Raw genomic sequence first — 20283 nt, forward strand, 5'->3', positions numbered from 1 at the left:
TATCTGCTTCGATATGTCGTCATCAGATCGCTTTGAAACAAAGCGGGACAGCCGAAATGGATAGTGAGCAAGACAGAAACGTCGGCGAAGGCAGCAAGGCCGAGGCTCGGGGTCACTCGCGTTTCTACCGCCCCACTGGCATTTTCGGCGGCCTTTCCGGCAAGCTCCTGATGCTCACGGTCGTTTTCATCCTGCTTGCCGAAGTGCTGATCTTTGTTCCCTCCGTCGCCAACATGCGCTTGCGCTGGCTGGAGGACCGGCTGAACACGGCCGCCGCCGCCGCCATTGTCATCGATGGCTTGCAACCGGTCGAACTGCCCCGCGCGCTTCAGAAGGAAACGCTGATGGCGACGGGTACGCGTGCCATCGTGTTGCGCAAGGACGGCACCTCGCGGCTGTTGGCGACCGCCGAGATGCCGGCTTCCGTCGACGAGCAATATGATTTGAGCGACGTCTCGCTGCCGACAGCGATGCGCGATGCGCTGGACACGCTGCTGTTCGGCGGCAACCGCATCATCCGCGTCTTCGGTCCGGTTGGCGGCGACACCGGCACCGGCATCGAAGTGGTGCTGAAGGACACAAGGCTGCGCAGCGCCATGCTTGCCTATTCCGGCAGTGTCCTTTTCGTCTCGATCCTGATTTCGCTGTTCACCGCGACCCTGATCTTCTTTGCCATCAATCGCATGATGATCCGCCCGATCCGGCGCCTGACCGACAGCATGCAAACTTATTCGGATGATCCGGAAGACCCCGGCCGTGTCCTGGTGCCGGACGGTGGCCGCGACGAGCTGGCCGTGGCCGGCCGCCATCTCGCTTCCATGCAGTCGCAGTTGCAGAAGACGCTGAAGCAGCAGAAGAACCTTGCCGCTCTCGGTCTCGCCGTGTCGAAGATCAATCACGACATGCGCAACATCCTGTCGGCCGCGCAACTGATGTCCGACCGCCTGGTCGATGTCGACGACCCGATGGTCAAGCGCTTTGCGCCAAAGCTGCTGCGCACTATCGACCGCGCCGTCGGCTATACGACCGAGGTGCTGTCCTTCGGCCAGACCTCCGAATCCGCCCCGCGCCGCCGCCGCGTGCATCTGCTCGAACTCATCGACGAGGTGCGCGATATCTTGGCAATCGACCCTGATAGCGGCATCGAATTCGTCGTGCAGATGAGCCCGGATCTGGAGGTCGATGCCGACAGCGAGCAACTGTTCCGCATCATCCACAATCTCTGCCGCAACGCCCATCAGGCCCTGGTCGCCTTTGCCGAGACCTCGCCCGACAGCATCCGACGAATCACGGTGTCTGCGCGTCGCATCGGCAGCGTCGTCAGCATCACCGTCGACGATACCGGCCCGGGCATGCCGCAGAAGGCGCGGGAAAACCTCTTCACGGCCTTTCGCGGCTCCGCCCGCTCCGGCGGCACCGGCTTGGGGCTGGCGATCGCCCGCGAACTGGTGCTTGCCCATGGCGGTACCATCGCGCTGGTAGAAAAACCCGCCGCCGGCACCCAATTCCGCATCGAAATTCCCGACCGCCCGGTCTCGCTCGACGACTACCGCAGCCGCAGCTTTCACGAAAACTGAGCGTTTTCAGCCTCTTCGCAATACTCGTTGCGAAAATCGCAATCTTTTTCACAAATCCACTTGCATTCCCCCGAAGGACGCTTTAGAGAACCGCCCACGCCAACGGTTCCTTCCGTTTCGGCCACGCACCCGTAGCTCAGCTGGATAGAGCACCAGACTACGAATCTGGGGGTCAGGAGTTCGAATCTCTTCGGGTGCGCCATTTTTTCCTAATGCATTGAAACGTCAAAACATCTAAGCTTCCAAGGCCTTAGCAATAGCCCGGTACTTCACATGGCTACTGCACAAGGGTTGGTCACAAGATGGCAGGATTGAGTTTCATGCAGCGCCGTCCCTCTGGAATATATGAGTTCCGCAGGCGTCTCCCTCAGGCCCTTGCCGGGAAGCCTGTCCCTGAGCACGCTAAGGGCCGCCTCGTTGAGCTGATCAATCCCACCACCGGGAACTTTAAGCAGTATCTTTCGATCTCACTCCACACGAGCGATTACAACGCGGCCAAGCGCAAAGACCTCCGTGAAGCTGGTAGGGTGACAGACCTCTTTGCCGATGCCCTTGAGCTCGTGCGTAACGGCCCATCTATCACGCCCACCATAGAGCCCAGCGCTTTACCGTCCTTCAGCGATATCGAGGCTGAAGTTTTGGGAGGTCTACTAGCCGATGACGAGAAGATCCGAAAGGAAGGCGATGCGCGGCGATCAATGCAGACAGCAGCGGAGCGGACACAGTGGAACCTCCTGGAGCACGTACCCTTTGGGTCTCGCGGGACACTCCCCAGCCACCTTGTTGTGATTGGGCTGGAGGCGGAAGAACTCGCCCCGGACTACCGGGATGCCTACGCTAGACGTGACCCCGAGATAGTAAGGAGCCACCTCCACCGATATCTTAGCGAGAACCGGCTACCGATAGACCCATCATCAGAGTTCTACTATGAGGCGGGCCTCGCGATCCTGAGAAGCTACGTCAAGTTCTATGACGCCGTGGAGCGCAGGCAGCGTGGGGAGGAGGTGGTCGCACCAATCCCCGTGAAGATTAGTAAAGGGCCGAAGCTCACGGAAGCCTTTAAGCTCTGGCAGGGCGGCACTCAGGCACGCGGCGGCAAGAAGCCAGCACCGAGCACGGTACGAGAAGCAGAGCGCGTTGTCCGGTACTTTAAGGAGTGGCACGGAGATTTGCACCTTGCTGACATCACGAAGGAGAAAGCCAGAGACTTCCGCAACGCTCTCGCCAAGCTTCCGACTCGCCTTGCTGGGGAACACCGGGCATTGCCACTCAGGGCGCTCCTGAAGGCCACAGAAGGCAAAGGCGAGCTGGTCCATGGTGCCAGCGTCAACAAGTACCTAAATCTGCTGGTGGCCATCGTAAGCGCCGTGGAGAAAGAAGGCTTGCTAGATAGCGTCCCTGGTTTTGCCAATCCGTTCACCAAGCTGGGTCTTGTGATCGATAAGCGGAACGATCCGAACCGCCGTGAGCCGTTCTCCGATGGCGACCTCACGAAGCTTTTCACCGATAAGATTTACCAGCGTGGTGTCCGGCCCAAGGGCGGGAGCGGGGAGGCGGCTTACTGGTTCCCTCTCATTGCCCTACTTTCGGGTGCTCGCCTCAACGAAATTGCCCAGCTCCGCATCAAGGATATCCGCCAAGACCCCGAAAGCAGCATTTGGTTCGTTGATATCGGGACCGAAGGCGGTAGGTCTATCAAGACACCCGGTTCCCGCCGACAGGTGCCATTACATGGTGACCTGATTCGGCTGGGCTTGCTGCAATACCGCGAGCATCGCCTCAAGGAAGCGGCCAAGGAGGATGCCACGCTCTGGCCTGAGGTTACCTCTGCCGATCCGGCCTACCGCTCAACGGCGTGGTCTAAGTGGTTCAACCGTTACCTCCGGGTGACGATAGGCATCAAAGACCCCAGCATTGTGTTCCATAGCTTCAGGCACACCTTTAAGCGTCTCGCCCGTGATGCTGAGCTATCCGAAGAGCTTCATGATGCCCTGACGGGACACGTAGGTGTCGGGGGCGTGGGCCGGAGCTATGGCGCTGGGTTCGGGCTTAGGGCTTTGCATGATGCCATCACGAAGATCGAAGCGCCTAAGGCCGTCAAGGCGTTGGCAGAGTGGAAGGCCAAGCATGCCATGGAGGTCAAGCCGGGGGAGGCAGGGTGATGGCAACGGTTTGGATTGAGCGGTTCGGTGGCTGCCACGGCGTTGCACCGGAGTCGGTCAGAGACCTTGATGCCCAGTGTAAAGCGCGGTGGGTCCGAGAGAACGAGCCGAACGGTAACGCGGCAAACGCTTATAACAATCGGAAAGACTACTTCGAGTATCCATCAGGCTTTGCCGACATTTGCGCTGAGAGTTTGGAAGTGCGGCTGGTTATCGCGCGTAGGCTCACGGAACTTGCTGACGCTCAGATTGAAACCCGGCCTGATGACCATCTGAAGATAGAGCTGAGCGATGCAATGAAACGGCGCGGGTTTCGCCTTACCGCATACTTTTCGGATGGCCTTTCGGCGGCCCGCTATGCTGACGCTGATGTGAGAGAACTAGAGGTCCCGCTCTCAGCCGAGATTAGCCCAACGTTCATGCAGCCCGCAGCGGTAGCGAAAAAGTGGAAAGCCAAACGAGCGGCAGAGGGAAATCCTTATGCGAAACCTGCGGAAGGCAGCGAGGGATGGCGGGTAGTTCCCAAGGAGCCTTGGGGACCAAATCCAGGGGGTGATGCAGCGATACGACAGCTCAACATCCGAACACTTCAGGAGGCGGCTGAGCGACAGCGAGAAAGTGGGCTGCCCGTAGACCGGAGAGACGCGGCTTGGCTGAATGAGCTGATGGAGGAAGAGGAGGCGTATCAGGCCGACAAGCAGGCCAAGGACATACGTTGGCAGGAGCTCGCAGCCGACTTTGAGACTTGGATAAAACGGCTAAAGGCCGTGAAGGAGCTAGGCTTGCACATGCCACCCAAACCGGCTGGGTGGGACGAAATGATCCTGCAATGTGATGAGACCATTGAGATGACGGCTCGCATGTCCAAGAAGTTCCTCCGGGTCGGTCGCACCGATAAACCCATGCCTTATCGCTTCTTTTGGGACGGCATATCGCGGCATTGGCTTTTTGGGGGTCTGTTTGGCGTTGTATTTAATGGGGACGATGGCCCGATTGAGACTATGGTTCTCCCTTCCTATACAATCCCTATTAGGGCACGCATTGCGCCAGACAAAGCGCTCTCGGAATGGCGGGCTATCAAGGCATATCGTGAAAAGCAGCGTGAATCGCTGTCTTCAGCCGAGGAGCCGCTAGAGGAGCTGTCATACGAGCTGGCTGGCGAGATTTTGTGTGGCTGGAAGAGAGTGCCTCTGAATTTTACTGGCGTGCACTTGTAACCTTTCCGCCTTCTGCGACTGCTTGAGGAGACCCAGCATGCACGATAACTTCTTCACCGCTTGGCAGGCAAAGCTAGACAGGGCGCTGGCCAATTGTACTGTCCCCATGACCGACGGAAGCTGTGCTCGGTGGGACCTTGCGGCCATCCGTAGGGGGTATTGAGGGTAAGGCCATGCAGCGGAATTATTGTCTGATGTAGTGGTTTCGCGCGTTGGGGTGCCGATGTGCCCGAACCCAGCGCATCCCCTTGGCGGCTGCCTCAATTGGGTATGGTACGTGGACTACTGCAATTTCAGGGGCAATAACCCCTGTGGTCCAAATGAAGTGGAACTCTCTGGCCATGCCATGCGCTAGGTGCTCGGTGATGGAGTCCCGATCGGTCACCATGAAGCAGGCGAGGCTGTGCATGACCTCCATCGCTGCCTTCTCCCATTCATCAACCGGGAGCTTTTCGGACACACGAATGCGGTAGGCTCCCCTTACGCCCGGCTGTAGGGAGAATAGCTCCACGCTGACATACTGTCCCGCCATGGGCATCCGTAGTAGCCAGCCCTTGGGGAGGCCGTGTGCTGCTGGAAGGGGCGTAAAGGTGTAGAGGGTCTCGGTGGGGCGGAATACGAAAGTCATCTCTTTGCCTGTTAAACTAGGATTAATAACTATCTTGATATGATTCTAGGCCACACACTGCTGTCAAGAGATAACCAGGAGACAATTCGTGCTGACTACCGGAAATCAACTAAGGGCAGCCCGTGCGTTAGTCGCGATGGATCAGACCACGTTGGCCAAGGCGGCGGGGGTCAACAAGAACACCATAGTGGCGATGGAGAAGCGTGGCGCTGAAGTCCTCACAAGCGGGCTCGATACGATTCAAGCCGTGATGCGGGCACTTGAGGCTGAGGGCGTAGAGTTTCTAAACCATGGCCAGCCGGGTGTTCGGCTACGTGCCTAGGGCTGTTACCGGCTATCCCTCATCACTGGTGTAGCTGTGGGCCTAGCTAGTTTCCGTCCACAAACATACGTATTTCGGCGCGTTTACAAGGGCTTGTGCTTGGAGGAGAGAGTAGTTTAGGGCGACCGACAGGATCATGGGCGCTTGTTGTTGGACAGTATACAGTTGGCGGCGCTGAGGCGTACGCCATGAAGGCCGGCATTGGTAGCGACGGCGTAATTCCAAAAGCTAGTCGGAGTTCAGGTCGGTTTGAGGCGGGTGAAGAGGACGAGGTTGTAAGCCACAACGGAGGACCAGACGTAGGTCTTGAAGTGGTCAAGGCCCCGCCAGGTGCAGCGTGCCAAGCCGTAGGCACGCTTGAGGCATGATATTCCGGCTTCGATACCGGCGCGGAAGTTGCGCAGCTTGCGATAGACCCAATTGCTTCTGACCATGTCCTCGACCTTGAGGCCAGCTTTTTGTGGAATGCCATGTCGCGAACGCCCCAGGTCTTGGCTGTGGCCAGGTTGCCGCGACTGGCAAAGCCGCCGTCGGCCGCCGCCTGCCGCGGCGCGTGTCCATAGACGGCGATGTGGCGCTCCAGCATTGGCAGCAGCCGCTCGCTGTCGGGCGGATTACCCGCCTCGATCACGAGATCGAGGATCATGCCGCTTCTGCCGGTGGTCAGGTTGAGCTTGTGGCCGTATTCGGTCTCGCGGCTACCTTTGACGATGATATCGGCATGGGGTTCGAACAGGCTTACCAGCTTCTCGCCCGCCGGCAGCTTCTCTCCCGCCAGTACTCGCCGCTCGCTCTGTTTGATGATGCGTTCGATCAGCGGTCGATAGCGGCAAACCTGGGCCTGCCAGAGTTGGACGAGCGGATTGCTCGCCACGCCCAGTCGCTCGGTTGCCTGCTTCAGATATGCCAAGGTCGCGCGGGCGATCGCGATCAGCTCACGGTAGAGCCGGGCCCGATTGGGCTGACCGCGTGTGAACTGGATTTTGCGGGCACGCTTCTTGGCCGCGCGGCAATGATCGCGCCATGCCAGGCCGGCGCCGACCAAGGTATCTGCCTTCTTCAGCAGGCGCACCATGACCCGCACGGCATCCCACAGCAGGCTGCTGTCGCTCGGTTCGTGTATGAGTGCTGAGGTCACTGTACTGTCCAGCCGCACGACCGTGCCGTCCTCCAGCTTCGCCTGCCGAGCGCTCGACAGCAGCGCCCGATTGATCGCTTCCCAGGTCTCGGGTCGGATCGCGCTGATCGTCTTTTGCAGCACTGACTTTTGCGGGCTCCATGACCACGGCAGACGCGCAAAGGCCCGAAACGATGCGGAGTCCTCGAGATGGAACGCCAGTTCCTGGTAGCTCAGCTGCCGGTATTGCTTGAGCAATGCGCAACGCAGCACTGCCTCGGCCGGCAGCCCTTGCCGTCCGGTGGGCTTGACACCGTGCCGACCCAGATCCCGACCCACCAAGCCAAACAGATCGTGATGCTCGTCCAGCCACTGCGACATCGCCTTCAGTTCGTGGCCGATCTCGTGCGTAGCGAAAACATCGAATATACTGGCTTGGACGGTGCGTTCTTGGCGCATTGTCGGCTCCGGCGGTTGCAGATTGTGCTTCGGAATCAGTGGCATGAGCCCAAAGTATACCTGAAACCGCCGGGCCTTACCCGCGCAAAATTCAGATTCACGTAATAATATCAATAAGTTGTCGTTTGTGGACGGAAACTAGCTAGTTTCCGTCCACAAACATACGTATTTCGGCGCGTTTACAAGGGCTTGTGCTTGGAGGAGAGAGTAGTTTAGGGCGACCGACAGGATCATGGGCGCTTGTTGTTGGACAGTATACAGTTGGCGGCGCTGAGGCGTACGCCATGAAGGCCGGCATTGGTAGCGACGGCGTAATTCCAAAAGCTAGTCGGAGTTCAGGTCGGTTTGAGGCGGGTGAAGAGGACGAGGTTGTAAGCCACAACGGAGGACCAGACGTAGGTCTTGAAGTGGTCAAGGCCCCGCCAGGTGCAGCGTGCCAAGCCGTAGGCACGCTTGAGGCATGATATTCCGGCTTCGATACCGGCGCGGAAGTTGCGCAGCTTGCGATAGACCCAATTGCTTCTGACCATGTCCTCGACCTTGAGGCCAGCTTTTTTGTGGAATGCCATGTCGCGAACGCCCCAGGTCTTGGCTGTGGCCAGGTTGCCGCGACTGGCAAAGCCGCCGTCGGCCGCCGCCTGCCGCGGCGCGTGTCCATAGACGGCGATGTGGCGCTCCAGCATTGGCAGCAGCCGCTCGCTGTCGGGCGGATTACCCGCCTCGATCACGAGATCGAGGATCATGCCGCTTCTGCCGGTGGTCAGGTTGAGCTTGTGGCCGTATTCGGTCTCGCGGCTACCTTTGACGATGATATCGGCATGGGGTTCGAACAGGCTTACCAGCTTCTCGCCCGCCGGCAGCTTCTCTCCCGCCAGTACTCGCCGCTCGCTCTGTTTGATGATGCGTTCGATCAGCGGTCGATAGCGGCAAACCTGGGCCTGCCAGAGTTGGACGAGCGGATTGCTCGCCACGCCCAGTCGCTCGGTTGCCTGCTTCAGATATGCCAAGGTCGCGCGGGCGATCGCGATCAGCTCACGGTAGAGCCGGGCCCGATTGGGCTGACCGCGTGTGAACTGGATTTTGCGGGCACGCTTCTTGGCCGCGCGGCAATGATCGCGCCATGCCAGGCCGGCGCCGACCAAGGTATCTGCCTTCTTCAGCAGGCGCACCATGACCCGCACGGCATCCCACAGCAGGCTGCTGTCGCTCGGTTCGTGTATGAGTGCTGAGGTCACTGTACTGTCCAGCCGCACGACCGTGCCGTCCTCCAGCTTCGCCTGCCGAGCGCTCGACAGCAGCGCCCGATTGATCGCTTCCCAGGTCTCGGGTCGGATCGCGCTGATCGTCTTTTGCAGCACTGACTTTTGCGGGCTCCATGACCACGGCAGACGCGCAAAGGCCCGAAACGATGCGGAGTCCTCGAGATGGAACGCCAGTTCCTGGTAGCTCAGCTGCCGGTATTGCTTGAGCAATGCGCAACGCAGCACTGCCTCGGCCGGCAGCCCTTGCCGTCCGGTGGGCTTGACACCGTGCCGACCCAGATCCCGACCCACCAAGCCAAACAGATCGTGATGCTCGTCCAGCCACTGCGACATCGCCTTCAGTTCGTGGCCGATCTCGTGCGTAGCGAAAACATCGAATATACTGGCTTGGACGGTGCGTTCTTGGCGCATTGTCGGCTCCGGCGGTTGCAGATTGTGCTTCGGAATCAGTGGCATGAGCCCAAAGTATACCTGAAACCGCCGGGCCTTACCCGCGCAAAATTCAGATTCACGTAATAATATCAATAAGTTGTCGTTTGTGGACGGAAACTAGCTATATGCGAAGGCATGGGGGTTGGCATGAAGTCCATCACCTTGAGGGCAGCCGTATGGTACAGCGTTCGCACTTGTAGATCGCTAGCAGCCCTTTCAGCGTCAATGGTGGTCTGGAGATAAAAGCATTCTGCGCTTGCCCCTTAGCCGCCGCCTCTAGTCCAATAGCAAGAAGTTATTCCCCAAGCGGCCTTATGACAGACTTCTCGGAGACCTCGAAGACAAAGCCGGTCTTCTCAAAGCTCACACGCCGCATTGTTTCCATTGCGTATTTCCGCTTGGACTGGGCCACCAAGATGCCATCATGCATATTCAACGCCGTAATACCCGCCGCGAATAAGGCCAGAAGCACAGCGACAAGGATTTCCGCTTCGGCAGCGAAAAGCTCCATGCCGACGTTGGTATCAAAGAGCGGCACTATGGCGGGGTGGAGAGCGGCTACAGCGGCCTTTACACGGCCCATGGTCCAATCCCCGGGCAATGCTTCCCGCGCCTCAGCGGGCAACCTCGTGGCCTCCTTTTGCCGGAAGAATAGCGAGTTGACCACAGGCTTAAGAGCAGTACGAAAGCCCGCCAAACCGGGGATGGCATATAGGTCACCCGCTGGGGGTTGCACGCCTTGCCGACAGTATGCCAGCCTCACGAACATCGCGGAAAAGTCCAGGTCACATAGTTCCTCGCCGTCAATAGTCAGTAAGTGCCGCTGTGATTTCGGCAGTGTTTCCCATACGCCACCATAGAGCCGGCCATGAAGATTGAACCCGTGCGGCTCGCCCACGCCCCCGGCGCGGAACTTGCGGACGAGGTGCCCGACCGGATGGAGGGGCTGGCCACCATACCGAATGTCTGCGCTGGAAAGGTGCGTGTTGATGGTTTCCATCGCCGCCCGTAGCCGCTCGGTTTCCTGCGTGTCGCGATATTCTATCCGCTCTTTCCGTTGGTGTTTGGGCACTGCCGCCCATAGCTCAATCGTCTCGCAGCCCAGCACCCTGCCGATATCACCGAGCGTGACCCCGTGTTTCTGGACGAGTAGCCGGAAGCTTTCGGTAGGTGAGACCGTCGTACGCTGTTGCCGGAAGATCGCTTCGGTTACCGTCAGAAAGCCCGCTTCGTGCATCGCCATGACACATGCTCTCAAGACCTCCCGGCTGAACGCGCGGCGGTCGTATCGGCTGCCTTTGGTGCTGGCCATCGGGACCGCCAAGCTGGCATAACGCATGGGGCTTTGAATGACGACGATTAGGTTGGCGACAAGCGTTTCCACAGCGAGGCGGCGGCGCTGAGCGGCATCTGAGCGGGGCGCTCTTCCCGGTGTCACAGCAGGGGGTAGGAGCAGACTGGCGACCTCCTCAGCTAAGGCAGCGATCCGCCCAGCGTCACCGAAAAGCCATTCGTCCCAGTGCAGTACCCTTGGGCTTTCGGAGCTGGGCACGGGGATGGGCTCCGCATTTGCGCGGAACCTCCCCTTATTGTTGGCGGGTAGCTGGTCCATCAGGTGAAATCACTATCCGCAGCGGCGCAAGCGTCTTTCCAGCGGCTTTCAGCTTCCGCTCTTAACCTTACGTCCACCATTTCGTACTCATGGTTCTCCTGGGGCTTCCGGCCTATAAGAGTGATCCCACGGGCCTCCGTCACATCGTCAATGTCCTTTATCAGGTCTGCACTTGGACGGCGCTTTTTGTCCGAGCCCCTGTATCGATCCTGCCGACGCCTCTCACGTGTCACCCCGTATATCGCGACAATGTTCTCCTGGGGCGAGAGCAGATAGACAGTGCAATTGTCGGGGCAACGGTCCACCGTCGTCCGTATGGCGAGGTGCAACACATGAGATGCCGAGCCATCTAGGACTTCGGGAGGCTCTGACGTGTTGGTCCAAACGGTCTCTCCATTAGAGCTTTCAAGACAGGCCAACCACACGTGTTGGGGAAAGCTGTTTCTGCTTGAGTTAATACCCGCCGAATGGATGAAGAGTTTGAAAGTAGGATTGGGTTCCATCACTTGTTGCCCGCCCCGAAACCGTCAATGATGCGCTGTATGTTTGCCCGCTGCTCTGGGCTTTGCGGGTCACCCTTCAAATGCTGATAGTGGTCTGCGACTTTGCGCTGAGCCGCCATCAGGGCATCCCGCACGTTCTTGTCCGCCTTCAGCCTCGCCATTGCGGCAGCGCGGTATTTCTCCACGCGGAGGGCGAGTAGCCATTGCTTGGTGCCTCTAACATCAATCGGGCCGTCCGGTGCCCTAAGGTAGGCTTCTGACCGCATGGCATCCGCTATGGTGTCCCTTAGCGACTTGGCATTGGGGCTAGGCTTACCGGCCAAGCGCTGGTAGGCCACATAGGCGTTCTCACCGTTGGTCATGGTGATGTTGCGTAGGTCCACCTTGTTTGCGAGGGTCGGTGACGGAGGACCCATCGCCGTTCCGCCCTCAAGCCCGAGCCTAAGGGTCTCTTGGTCCACTAGGCTGCCATTGTCGTCAGACCACAAGCCTTGGCGATTGAGTACCGGCTGGCCCAACCAGTTGTATTTGGGCGGAAGGTCCTGCGACATGCCGGGGATGACTTGCATCATCTTGTCTGTGATCGTACGGGCGTCCCTAAGGAACGGGTCCGTGGAGAGCTGACGTGTGGCCCCGCTGAATGGGACCATGCTCTGAGCCATGCTGCCTGCAAACCTAACGCCGCTAGCATCGGGGTCTGTGATGGCGTCCAGAGCTTGGTTCAAACTCAGCAAGTATGTCCTGCTGGTGAACTGCTTGGCGAGCGAGACGGTCAAAGCCCCGATAGCGTTCTCGATCTCGGGCGTACCGGCAGCATCGTCACCCATGATGTGGTAGGCATCCTGAATGTCCGCGATGATGCCGAAAGGCAGCGCCACGGGATCGTACCTGTTGAACGGGATGTAGGACTTTGTGCCGTCATCATGCTGGACCACGATGCTGTACGGCTGCCAGCCGGTGGCAAGAAGCTGGGCTTTAAGCTTCGGATCGGCAGGGCCACCACCGGTCACCATGCCCTGAGCACCGAGGAACGCAGCGGCCCCCATGAAGAGAGACCCCATCGTCATCTGGCCAACCGCCTGGGCTTTAGCCTCCTGCCCCAGCGCCCCGCTGAGCATCTGGCGATACTCCTCTTGGAACATATTGAGGCCGGGGGTCATCTTCCAGCCATACCGGATGACGTTGGTGGGCGTCTTCACGAAAGGCAGGATGAGACGGGTGAGCTGGGTCTTGTCGTTGGAGATGAAGTTCTGGACGTTCTTCCCGAATGTTCCCGGCAGGAGGTCTTGCTGAAATGTCGCGATGTTGGCCTCACGGAGGGCATTGGGGTCCAGCCCTCGGCCCTCGGCGTCAAACGCATTGTCTAGGCGCTGGGAGACGTAGCTCTTGACGAAATCCTTTGCAGGCTTCCCAGTGAGCCCAGCCTTAACGGCCTGCTCGGTGCCTTCCATATTGGCGCTTGCGGCCAGCTTGGAGCGATAGACAATCTGCTTCACCAACTCATCCACACCACCGAGAGTGCGAGGAGCCACACCCGCCACGCTGAGCGGAATGGAGAACGCATTGTAGAGGACATTGGGGATGCTATCCCATGGCTTGAAGTAGTTGGCTCCGAGGGCCTGTGTGCCGGGAACCTGCCACCTCGCCTCTGGGCCGAATGCCTCCGAATTGTGGGGACGCAGCACGCCATCATTGTTGGCGAACGCTTTGACAGCCTGGGAGAAGCCATCGTAGAAGGCAGACCCCATGTAGGAGTATTGCTTCAGGTTCTCCTTGATGAGCGCCTTGCTGGCATCGCTGCCTGCTACGGCTCCGGGGACTGACCCAAGGATACGCTCCATAGGGCGAACACCAAGCATGTACCCGTTCGTCATCATGTTGATGAGCTGGGTCTTAGGGCCGGACACCAAGCTAGATACCCGCATGTAGTTCACGGTGTCCATGATCTTTCGGCCTAAGCCGGGGTCTGCCAACGTCTTGAGAGCATTCGGATTCGCCTGGGCTTGGACGAGCAAATCAAACAGCCGATCCTTACTCACGCCTTCGAATAGCGAGGGATCAAAGGGCTTGCCCCTGTTAGCGCGAAGAGAGCGACCGGCCTGGGATCGTATATCGCTGGCAATCTTGAGGAAGATGGTAGCAATCGAGAACCGCTTGGCAATCTCCTGCTCCATGGCCTCTACGCTACCATGCTGTGTATAGTCCCCAATCTTGCGCCGCATGGCCAGCAAGGAGGCGTCCTGAAAGGCCTTTGCCGCAAGTGATCCCGCCGTGATCATCTTTGCTGTCAGCGTAGTGGATGCCTCTCCAGCCTGCTGAAGGATACCGGCAAGCCCTGCCGGATCAGTTCCAGTCAGCGAGGCAAACGCCGCGATCTGCTCTTGCAGCTTGGGGTCTGTCAGCGTTCCCCGAAACCCTTGAGCCTGAAGCTCTTCGGCTTTGTGGTGGACGGCAAGGTCCATTGCCTCTAGTACATCACTGTCATTCTTGAAGCGGTCCCAAAGGGTTCCCAAGTCGGGGCTCAGTCGTTGGCCAGCCTGGGCCATCTTCTCCCAGCTTCCAAATTTCACCATCGCTTCCCAATCTCGTTGGGCATTCTCAAGGGATGACGGCAGCTCATCCAGGAGGCTCGGCATGGCGCGGGGCTGGAAGTCCACCACTGGTTTGAACGGTGGGGGGTTGGCGGCGGGCGTTTGTTCTACCTGTGGGCTCTGCTCCGGTGAGGCGGCTTGGGGCTTGGCCTCGGAACCTCCAGTCAGTTCTTGGCCAGAAGCTCCAGCCGAGTTGCCCTCTGCCGTTGCTGGCACGGAGCCTGCCCCCTCGGTGACACTAGGACTTGCCACGGCGTTCTGATTAGCGGGGTTATACTTTTGGGGGTCAACCGTCCCCGGCTGCTGTCCCACACCTGCATTGGCTTGCTGCTCCTGCGCTATGTGGGCGTGCTGCTCGGCTTCAAGCTGGCTCACAGCCCGACTTGCTGCCGCCGTATCGCCTGCCTTCAGGTACTTCCATATCTTGAGACCCCCCGTGAATGAGCCGATGATGGCCGCATCCATGCCAAGGCTCTCCATGGCGTTCTTGAGGCGTCCCATTGCGGCACTATCCCCAGGCTTGGCAGAGAGCCACTCATTGAAGGGGTTGGCTAGCGGGGTATCCTGGATGAGATTGGATAGGCGGGCTTCGTGGGGATCGAAGGCGATGGCACCAGCGAGGGCCGCTTTGCCAGCTTCAAGCCCAAGCTTCCCGTACTTATAGGCTTCCACAAAGGCTTGGCCCGATGCCAGCGACTCGCCAACAATCGGCACAGCCTTTGCCAGAGTGCCCAGCTTGCCAAGACCCACCATCGCCACGGTGAACTGCCCGATGCCTGAGGAGAGACCCCCGATGATCGGGCTTTCCTGCTTGATGTGCTGGTCCAGGCCCTCTACGAACTGGCGTGCTGCTGACTGCCGCTCAGGTGGCGTATCGCCGAACAGGAAGTCCTTGGTCTCAAAGACAGACTTGAGGCCACCTGTGACCGGCGCAACCATTCCGGCCATCCCCATAGCGTTCTCTTGGGAAGCATGCGGGTCATCCGGCGCAACATCCGGGGCGCTAAAGGAGCCATCAGGGTTCTGTGTGATACCGAGCTCCGCGCCAAATGGCTGCTCGGATGTCCCGCCCTGAGCCGAACTGCCACCACTAGCAGCAGCCTGAACAGTGCCAAGGAGGCTCTGGAGAGCTTGAGGGTCTAGCTGTGCGCCAGATGCTTCGGGCTGGGTGCCGATTCCGATGAAGCCGCCCCTTTGTTCCGAGATGATTGCGCCCCTTGATTCCGGGATGATCTCGCCCCTTTTTAGTGGGGTCTGCAGGCGATGATTGTTGTCAGTTCATTTAGGCAGGGTGTCAAGCTTTTCGGGGCAGGTTTCGGCGTAGGCTATCGCCGCTCAATTCGATGCGATGAGCGTTGTGAACGAGGCGATCCAGTATGGCATCGGCGTAAGTCGGGTCTCCTATGACGCCATGCCATGCCGATACGGGAAGTTGGCTGGTGATGATGGTTGATCGGCGGCCGTAGCGATCTTCGAGGATTTCGAGGAGGTCGTGCCGGGCTTGTTCGTTGAGCGGTTCGAGGCCCCAGTCATCTAGGATCAGGACTTGAACATGGCCCAAAGTCCGCTGCAGCCGGGCATACCTGCCATCGCCCCGAGCGAGCGCAAGCTGGGCAAATAGCCTTGGGACACGCTGATAGAGAACGGAGCGATCGTCTCGGCAAGCCTTGTGGCCGAGAGCGCAGGCTAACCAGCTTTTTCCGACACCCGAGGGTCCGCAAATGGCCAGATTGTCATGAGCGTTGATCCAGTCGCCGCCGAGCAGCTTCATGAAGAGCGCGCGATCAAGGCCGCGCTCGCTGCGATAGTCGACATCTTCCGGGGTGGCCTGGTGGCGAAGCTTGGCAAACCTGAGGCGTGCGGCAAGCTTACGATCGTAGCGGGAACTCCACTCCCGTTCGAGCAGCAGTCCTAGCCACTCGGCGTGCGAGAGATGTTCGGCTTCGCCGTTGGTGACGAGCTCCCCGAAGGCCTTTGCCATGCCGGCCAGGCCCATGGAATTGAGTTTATCGAGTGTTGGATGCGCAAGCATTCTTCGTTCTCCTTAGTGGTAATAGCGAGGTCCGCGGATGTTTTCGTGATGGATCGGTTCATGCGAAGCCGGTCCATTGGTGGAAGCCGTTCGATCAAGATGATTGTCGAGGATGGAGCGCACCGAACCGTAGGTCCGGGCCCCGATCTCCAGTGCACGGCTGCAAGCAGCGTTCACTCTGTCGCGGCCAAAGCTTTTGTTCAGGCGGATAATTCCCATGCAGGCTCGAAAGCCCTGCTCCGGGTGCGGCCTGTCGGCGAGGATCTTCTCGCACAGCAACGCCACCTCCGGCCCGATGGAAGAGGCCTCGCGTTGAATGCGTTCGATCGTCCAGTCGGCAAAGCGGCGATGGGCTGAGGGCATGTGATCGGGAATCGTCGTGTGTTTGCCATTGCCGCTGGAGCGGCGATGGGCGGCTATTCGCTCGCCTTTGTGGAAGATCTCGATCGTATTGGCGGTGATGCGCGCCTCGACCTGCTCGCGAGCGAAGCGATAGGGAACGGAGTAATAGTGCCGCTCGATCTCGACGTGGTAATCCAGCCCGGCACGCCGGATACGCCATTCCGCAAAGACATAGCGTTCCACAGGCAATGGCCTTAAAGCGGGCCGGTCGAGCTCTTCGAACAATTGGCGGCGCGTGACGCCAACCCGGCGCAGGACACGCCTGTCGTTCAAATCATATAGCAAGTCGGCAATCGCCGCATTGACCTCGGCCAGGCTGTGGAAGGTGCGGTGGCGAAGGCGGCCCAGCAGCCAGCGCTCGACGATACGAACCGCAGCCTCTACTTTCGCCTTGTCGCGAGGACGGCGTGGCCGCGTCGGCAGGACGGCGCTGCCATAGTGGGTTGCCATCGCACAATAGGTCCGATTGACTTGGGGATCGAAGTGGCACGCCTTGATGATCGCCACCTTGGCATTGTCGGGAACCAGCAAGGCTGGCGCACCGCCGAAGAACTCCAGCGCCTGGATATGGCATTCGATCCAGTCGGGAAGCGTCTCGCTCCACCGGGCATGTGCATATGAAAGGCTCGACGCGCCCAGAACCGCCACGAACAGATGGGCTTGTCGGGTCTTGCCGGACAACCGATCGACAATCACCGTGACCGTGTCGCCGGCATAATCGACGAACAGCTTGTCGCCGGCCATATGATCCTGCCGCATCGTCACCGGCAGCTTCAGAGCCCAGCCCCGGTAGAGGTCGCAGTAGCGACTATAGCGATAACCATCCGGATGACGGCTGATGTATTCGTCCCAGAGGATCTGCAGCGTCATATGCTTGCGCTTCAGCTCGCGATGGACCTGTGCCCACTCCGGCTCAGGAGCGCGACGGTGCCCAATCTTCGTCCCGGCCGCCTTGTAAAGCGTTGCCTCCAGGACTGTATCGTTGACGTCGTCGCCGAGAGGCCACGACAGCCCGGCTACCGCCGCACGCCGTAGCGTCTCGCGCACCGTCGAGGGCGCAGTTCCAACCCGCACCGCAATCGACTTGTGCCCAAGTCCTTGCTCAAAACGATATCTCAGTATCTCGCGGACACGCCGCATCTCCAATCTCTCCGCTGGCATCCCGTTCCTTCCTCGTCAACGTCGAAGGAAGAAACTTCACACCTGCAGACCCACCCTTGCCAGACGCCTCCAAGGGGGCGGCATCATCTCGGAACAAGGGGGCGACTATTTCTCGGAATTGGGGGGCGACATCATTTCGGAATCAGGGGGCGGATTGCCTCGGAATTTGCAGGCTGGGCTTGAGGCTGGGTGGCCTGCTCGGTGGGCTGCTGCGTGTTCGGGGCTTCCTGCTCCCCTTGTGTTTCGTTCTGCGGTGAGGGAAATAGTCTCTCGAATTCCTTCGGGTCCATGCGGGTCTCCGTGATGTCTTCGAATATCGAAGCAGTTAATTGGGTGAATGGGTGCAACAGAACGCGCGTCATCGGCTGGTGATTAGCCACGCGAAATCTTGCGGTTAGCGGCGATGTGTTGAGATGCGGCCACGTATTGGTGGCAACGGGTTTCGGCTTAGAGGGTCACGGCGCGGGCAGCCTAGCGACTTTATCTCGCTGCGGTTCTGCCGGTTTTTGATCTTCCACCGCCTCTCTGTGAGCCAACAACAGCATTCTACAGGTTGTGGTGTCAATATAAATTTCGTGGTATTGCACGTATTGGGTGCATAAGGGGATGTGCGGAAATGGTGAATGGCTAATTCCCTTCGTAAGAACGAAACGCCATCAATTGAGACCAATTTCGCAAATCTGCGGTTGAGCAAAAAAATCTTCGGACGGCGACCGGAAGCCGGTAACTTCAGCTCCGAAAAGGTAGCTCGCTGCAACCATGCGACCAGCTTAACGAGAATCGATGTGGTCTAAAGCTGGCGAGGCATACCATCTGCTCAAGGATATTAGTTCAAGATTGAACTATCTACTATACGAAGGGAATAGGAAAAAGCCCGGCTGTGTGCCGAGCTTCTTGGTATGCATTGAGTGTTGTCTCTCCACTACTGCGGGATTTGGCCTCATGCCGCCCTTGCAAAGGCTTCCCGTGCTTTTGTGGCGCAGACTAGCGGCCCACCCGCCGCCTCTGCCGATGAGGAGAGGTACGCCTCTGCTATCCCGGTCAACGTCGCTTCGCTCACGGCATTGCTCACAGACCACCTTGCGGACCATACCCCTTGATGAGCCGCCATCTGGGTCCAGCTCGGAGCGTTGCCCAATGCCAAGCTCGCTGCTCTGAAATCCGCATCGGTGGCAGACTGAGCCAAGATATCCTCCAGGGCCATCAAGTAGTCCCAAGCCGTCGCATCGGTTACGGGGTCTACCTCGCTCCAAATAAACTGAATGGCCAGCCCTCGGTACGCCTTCCAGTGTTGCGGTTCACAGGCAAGGGTCCAGAGGACATCATCAAGGCCGTTGCAGCGCAGCACGGTCACCACGTCCAGAGGTTCATCATCCGCGTGGTCATTTCCGAGATATGCGAGTAGCCGCTTGAAGTCGTCACGTAGCGGCTTATGGGCACGGATGTCGTTGAGAGTGGTGAAAATCTTCATGATCTTGTTGCCCTCCTGAGGCACATAGATTTCCCCTCACCGGGGCACAGCTTTGCGCCCGGCCTAACGCCAGTCATATGGGGGTCTAGGGTTAGCCAATGGCCGCCGCGTCTTGGTGGACTAAGGGTAGCTCTAGGTTTCTTAAATTAGATATCTAATTGACAGCATATTGGATATCTAATTGCTGTCAATAGGAGATATCTAAATGAATTCAGTTTGACCCCCAAATAGATATCAGATAGGCAGTGGGGAATGGCCAGAAAGAAGATCAATCACGACAATATGCCCGCACGGTTTCCGGAAGGGACCTTCGTGCGGATGGACAACGTGCTGGCAGAGGGCGAGACCCGCATGGACCTCGTTAGGGGTGCTGTAGACCTTGAGCTTAGGAAGCGGGAGCGCGTGGCCAAGCGCCAAGCTGAAGAGACAGAAAAGCCCGACTTATAGCCGGGCCTTTGTCCATCGTTACGGGCTCCCTGGTTAAGCGCTAAGCGTCTGCGGCTTGCTCTTCCTTCATGCGCCTTGCCAGCCGTGCGAGCGTGGAGCTGGAGACCATATCGTAACCTGAGCCGTCCTTGCGTTTGGTCTTGGTGCTGTCAATGATGGTCTTATAGGACATGCCCGCCTTGAGCATCATCACCAAGCCAGCATTGCGCTCCTCATCCTCGGGCCGTCCCTTAAAGGCTCCTCGCTGCTTTGCCTTCTCGATACCCTGGGCCTGCCGCCTGCGTCTATCCTCGTAGTCTTTGCGGGCTATCGCAGCAAGCATATCCAGCATCATCCCGTTGATCGCGTCCAGCATCCGTGCCGAGAACTCATCGCTACCTTGCTGGGCCAGTTGGTGGGAGGTGGGCAAGTCCAAGGCAACCACCCGAACGCGCTTAAGGGCAATCTCCCTCTTCAGCACTTCCCAGTCGTCTGCGTTGAGGCGGCTTAGTCGGTCCACCTGTTCCACCAGCAGCACGTCTCCGGGCTGGCAATCGGCAAGCAGGCGGAACAGCTCGGGGCGCTTCAGGGATGCCCCACTCTCGTTCTCCATGTAGGTAGCTGCGATCTTGAGACCCCGCTCATCAACAAAGCGCTGGAGGTCTGTCTTTGCGCGGCTGGCGTCTTGCTCCTTTGTGGAGGCTCTGAGGTATGCCCGAATGAACATGCGAAAAGCTCCTCGCTTCGTTTTACATGCTTCGGTATCTCACGCTTCGCTTTAAGTTGTCAATGAGTATTATCGAAGTGGACTTTGGAAGCACGCGGGACGATTCGCTTAACGTGTACCTTTTCGAAGTAGGTGAGAAAGAGTCTGTCGCTTGGCTTTCCGGGCGACACGATCTAAAGCCA

General features: G+C 58.8%; 14 protein-coding genes, 1 tRNA gene and 1 pseudogene. 6 read left to right on the top strand and 10 right to left on the bottom strand.

Translation table 11 applies throughout. From position 1 onward, the window contains the following. Positions 1 to 56 precede the first annotated feature (56 nt). The 4 genes from QA648_RS00400 to QA648_RS00415 all read left to right on the top strand — a co-directional run bounded on the left by QA648_RS00400 (position 57) and on the right by QA648_RS00415 (position 4956). The gene (locus QA648_RS00400; protein WP_283048897.1) at positions 57 to 1577 is read left to right on the top strand and encodes a HAMP domain-containing sensor histidine kinase; all 1521 of its coding nucleotides are present in this window, start codon (positions 57 to 59) and stop codon (positions 1575 to 1577) included. Positions 1578 to 1702: 125 nt separating this feature from the next. Beyond that, a tRNA-Arg gene (locus QA648_RS00405) sits at positions 1703 to 1779 on the top strand. Positions 1780 to 1897: 118 nt separating this feature from the next. After that, the gene (locus QA648_RS00410; protein ID WP_283048899.1) at positions 1898 to 3739 is read left to right on the top strand and encodes a site-specific integrase; all 1842 of its coding nucleotides are present in this window, start codon (positions 1898 to 1900) and stop codon (positions 3737 to 3739) included. Further along, entirely contained in the window at positions 3739 to 4956 is a 1218-nt protein-coding gene (locus QA648_RS00415) for a hypothetical protein (protein WP_283048901.1), read from the top strand. Before QA648_RS00410 ends, QA648_RS00415 begins: the two co-directional genes overlap by 1 nt. A 184-nt stretch (positions 4957 to 5140) precedes the next feature. Here the strand turns inward: QA648_RS00415 and QA648_RS00420 are convergent, their stop codons facing one another. Further along, on the bottom strand, positions 5141 to 5584 hold the full coding sequence (locus QA648_RS00420; protein ID WP_283048902.1) for a hypothetical protein: 444 nt from the start codon (positions 5582 to 5584) through the stop codon (positions 5141 to 5143). A gap of 136 nt (positions 5585 to 5720) precedes the next feature. Here QA648_RS00420 and QA648_RS00425 point away from each other — a divergent pair, with 136 nt between their 5' ends. Then, on the top strand, positions 5721 to 5906 hold the full coding sequence (locus QA648_RS00425) for a hypothetical protein (protein ID WP_349254297.1): 186 nt from the start codon (positions 5721 to 5723) through the stop codon (positions 5904 to 5906). Positions 5907 to 6145: 239 nt separating this feature from the next. Here the strand turns inward: QA648_RS00425 and QA648_RS00430 are convergent. The 8 genes and pseudogenes from QA648_RS00430 to QA648_RS00465 all read right to left on the bottom strand — a co-directional run bounded on the left by QA648_RS00430 (position 6146) and on the right by QA648_RS00465 (position 18948). Continuing rightward, a pseudogene (locus tag QA648_RS00430) lies at positions 6146 to 7482 on the bottom strand (ISNCY family transposase). A 335-nt stretch (positions 7483 to 7817) separates the two neighbouring features. Beyond that, positions 7818 to 9155 (bottom strand): ISNCY family transposase, encoded by a 1338-nt coding sequence (locus tag QA648_RS00435; RefSeq protein WP_283046984.1) that lies wholly within the window; start codon positions 9153 to 9155, stop codon positions 7818 to 7820. 316 nt (positions 9156 to 9471) lie between these two features. Then, positions 9472 to 10488: a hypothetical protein gene (locus tag QA648_RS00440; RefSeq protein WP_283048906.1), complete on the bottom strand. Its 1017-nt coding sequence runs from the start codon at positions 10486 to 10488 to the stop codon at positions 9472 to 9474. Between the two features lie 802 nt (positions 10489 to 11290). Then, the gene (locus QA648_RS00445; protein ID WP_283048908.1) at positions 11291 to 14821 is read right to left on the bottom strand and encodes a hypothetical protein; all 3531 of its coding nucleotides are present in this window, start codon (positions 14819 to 14821) and stop codon (positions 11291 to 11293) included. Positions 14822 to 15176: 355 nt separating this feature from the next. Further along, positions 15177 to 15914, bottom strand: coding sequence for an IS21-like element helper ATPase IstB (istB, locus tag QA648_RS00450; protein WP_104825865.1), 738 nt, complete (start codon positions 15912 to 15914; stop codon positions 15177 to 15179). A 12-nt stretch (positions 15915 to 15926) separates the two neighbouring features. Next, on the bottom strand, positions 15927 to 17456 hold the full coding sequence (gene istA, locus QA648_RS00455) for an IS21 family transposase (RefSeq protein ID WP_283047244.1): 1530 nt from the start codon (positions 17454 to 17456) through the stop codon (positions 15927 to 15929). A 152-nt stretch (positions 17457 to 17608) separates the two neighbouring features. Next, complete coding sequence (locus QA648_RS00460; RefSeq protein WP_283048910.1) at positions 17609 to 17767, bottom strand: hypothetical protein; 159 nt, start codon at positions 17765 to 17767, stop codon at positions 17609 to 17611. A gap of 650 nt (positions 17768 to 18417) precedes the next feature. Then, complete coding sequence (locus tag QA648_RS00465; protein WP_283048912.1) at positions 18418 to 18948, bottom strand: hypothetical protein; 531 nt, start codon at positions 18946 to 18948, stop codon at positions 18418 to 18420. A gap of 252 nt (positions 18949 to 19200) precedes the next feature. Here QA648_RS00465 and QA648_RS00470 point away from each other — a divergent pair, with 252 nt between their 5' ends. Then, positions 19201 to 19395: a hypothetical protein gene (locus tag QA648_RS00470; RefSeq protein WP_283048914.1), complete on the top strand. Its 195-nt coding sequence runs from the start codon at positions 19201 to 19203 to the stop codon at positions 19393 to 19395. 40 nt (positions 19396 to 19435) lie between these two features. On the opposite strand, the gene QA648_RS00475 is transcribed toward QA648_RS00470, so the two are convergent. Continuing rightward, positions 19436 to 20101, bottom strand: coding sequence for a recombinase family protein (locus QA648_RS00475; protein ID WP_283048916.1), 666 nt, complete (start codon positions 20099 to 20101; stop codon positions 19436 to 19438). Between the last annotated feature and the right edge of the window lie 182 nt (positions 20102 to 20283).

It is taken from the genome of Rhizobium sp. CB3171 (assembly GCF_029714265.1).
Classification (GTDB): Bacteria; Pseudomonadota; Alphaproteobacteria; order Rhizobiales; family Rhizobiaceae; genus Rhizobium.

Coding starts and splice junctions, on each gene's coding strand:
- QA648_RS00400 (WP_283048897.1), top strand. CDS start 57: ATGGATAGTGAGCAAGACAGAAACGTCGGCGAAGGCAGCAAGGCCGAG.
- QA648_RS00410 (WP_283048899.1), top strand. CDS start 1,898: ATGCAGCGCCGTCCCTCTGGAATATATGAGTTCCGCAGGCGTCTCCCT.
- QA648_RS00415 (WP_283048901.1), top strand. CDS start 3,739: ATGGCAACGGTTTGGATTGAGCGGTTCGGTGGCTGCCACGGCGTTGCA.
- QA648_RS00420 (WP_283048902.1), bottom strand. CDS start 5,584: ATGACTTTCGTATTCCGCCCCACCGAGACCCTCTACACCTTTACGCCC.
- QA648_RS00425 (WP_349254297.1), top strand. CDS start 5,721: ATGGATCAGACCACGTTGGCCAAGGCGGCGGGGGTCAACAAGAACACC.
- QA648_RS00435 (WP_283046984.1), bottom strand. CDS start 9,155: ATGCGCCAAGAACGCACCGTCCAAGCCAGTATATTCGATGTTTTCGCT.
- QA648_RS00440 (WP_283048906.1), bottom strand. CDS start 10,488: ATGGCCAGCACCAAAGGCAGCCGATACGACCGCCGCGCGTTCAGCCGG.
- QA648_RS00445 (WP_283048908.1), bottom strand. CDS start 14,821: ATGGTTGCGCCGGTCACAGGTGGCCTCAAGTCTGTCTTTGAGACCAAG.
- istB (WP_104825865.1), bottom strand. CDS start 15,914: ATGCTTGCGCATCCAACACTCGATAAACTCAATTCCATGGGCCTGGCC.
- istA (WP_283047244.1), bottom strand. CDS start 17,456: ATGCGGCGTGTCCGCGAGATACTGAGATATCGTTTTGAGCAAGGACTT.
- QA648_RS00460 (WP_283048910.1), bottom strand. CDS start 17,767: ATGGACCCGAAGGAATTCGAGAGACTATTTCCCTCACCGCAGAACGAA.
- QA648_RS00465 (WP_283048912.1), bottom strand. CDS start 18,948: ATGAAGATTTTCACCACTCTCAACGACATCCGTGCCCATAAGCCGCTA.
- QA648_RS00470 (WP_283048914.1), top strand. CDS start 19,201: ATGGCCAGAAAGAAGATCAATCACGACAATATGCCCGCACGGTTTCCG.
- QA648_RS00475 (WP_283048916.1), bottom strand. CDS start 20,101: ATGTTCATTCGGGCATACCTCAGAGCCTCCACAAAGGAGCAAGACGCC.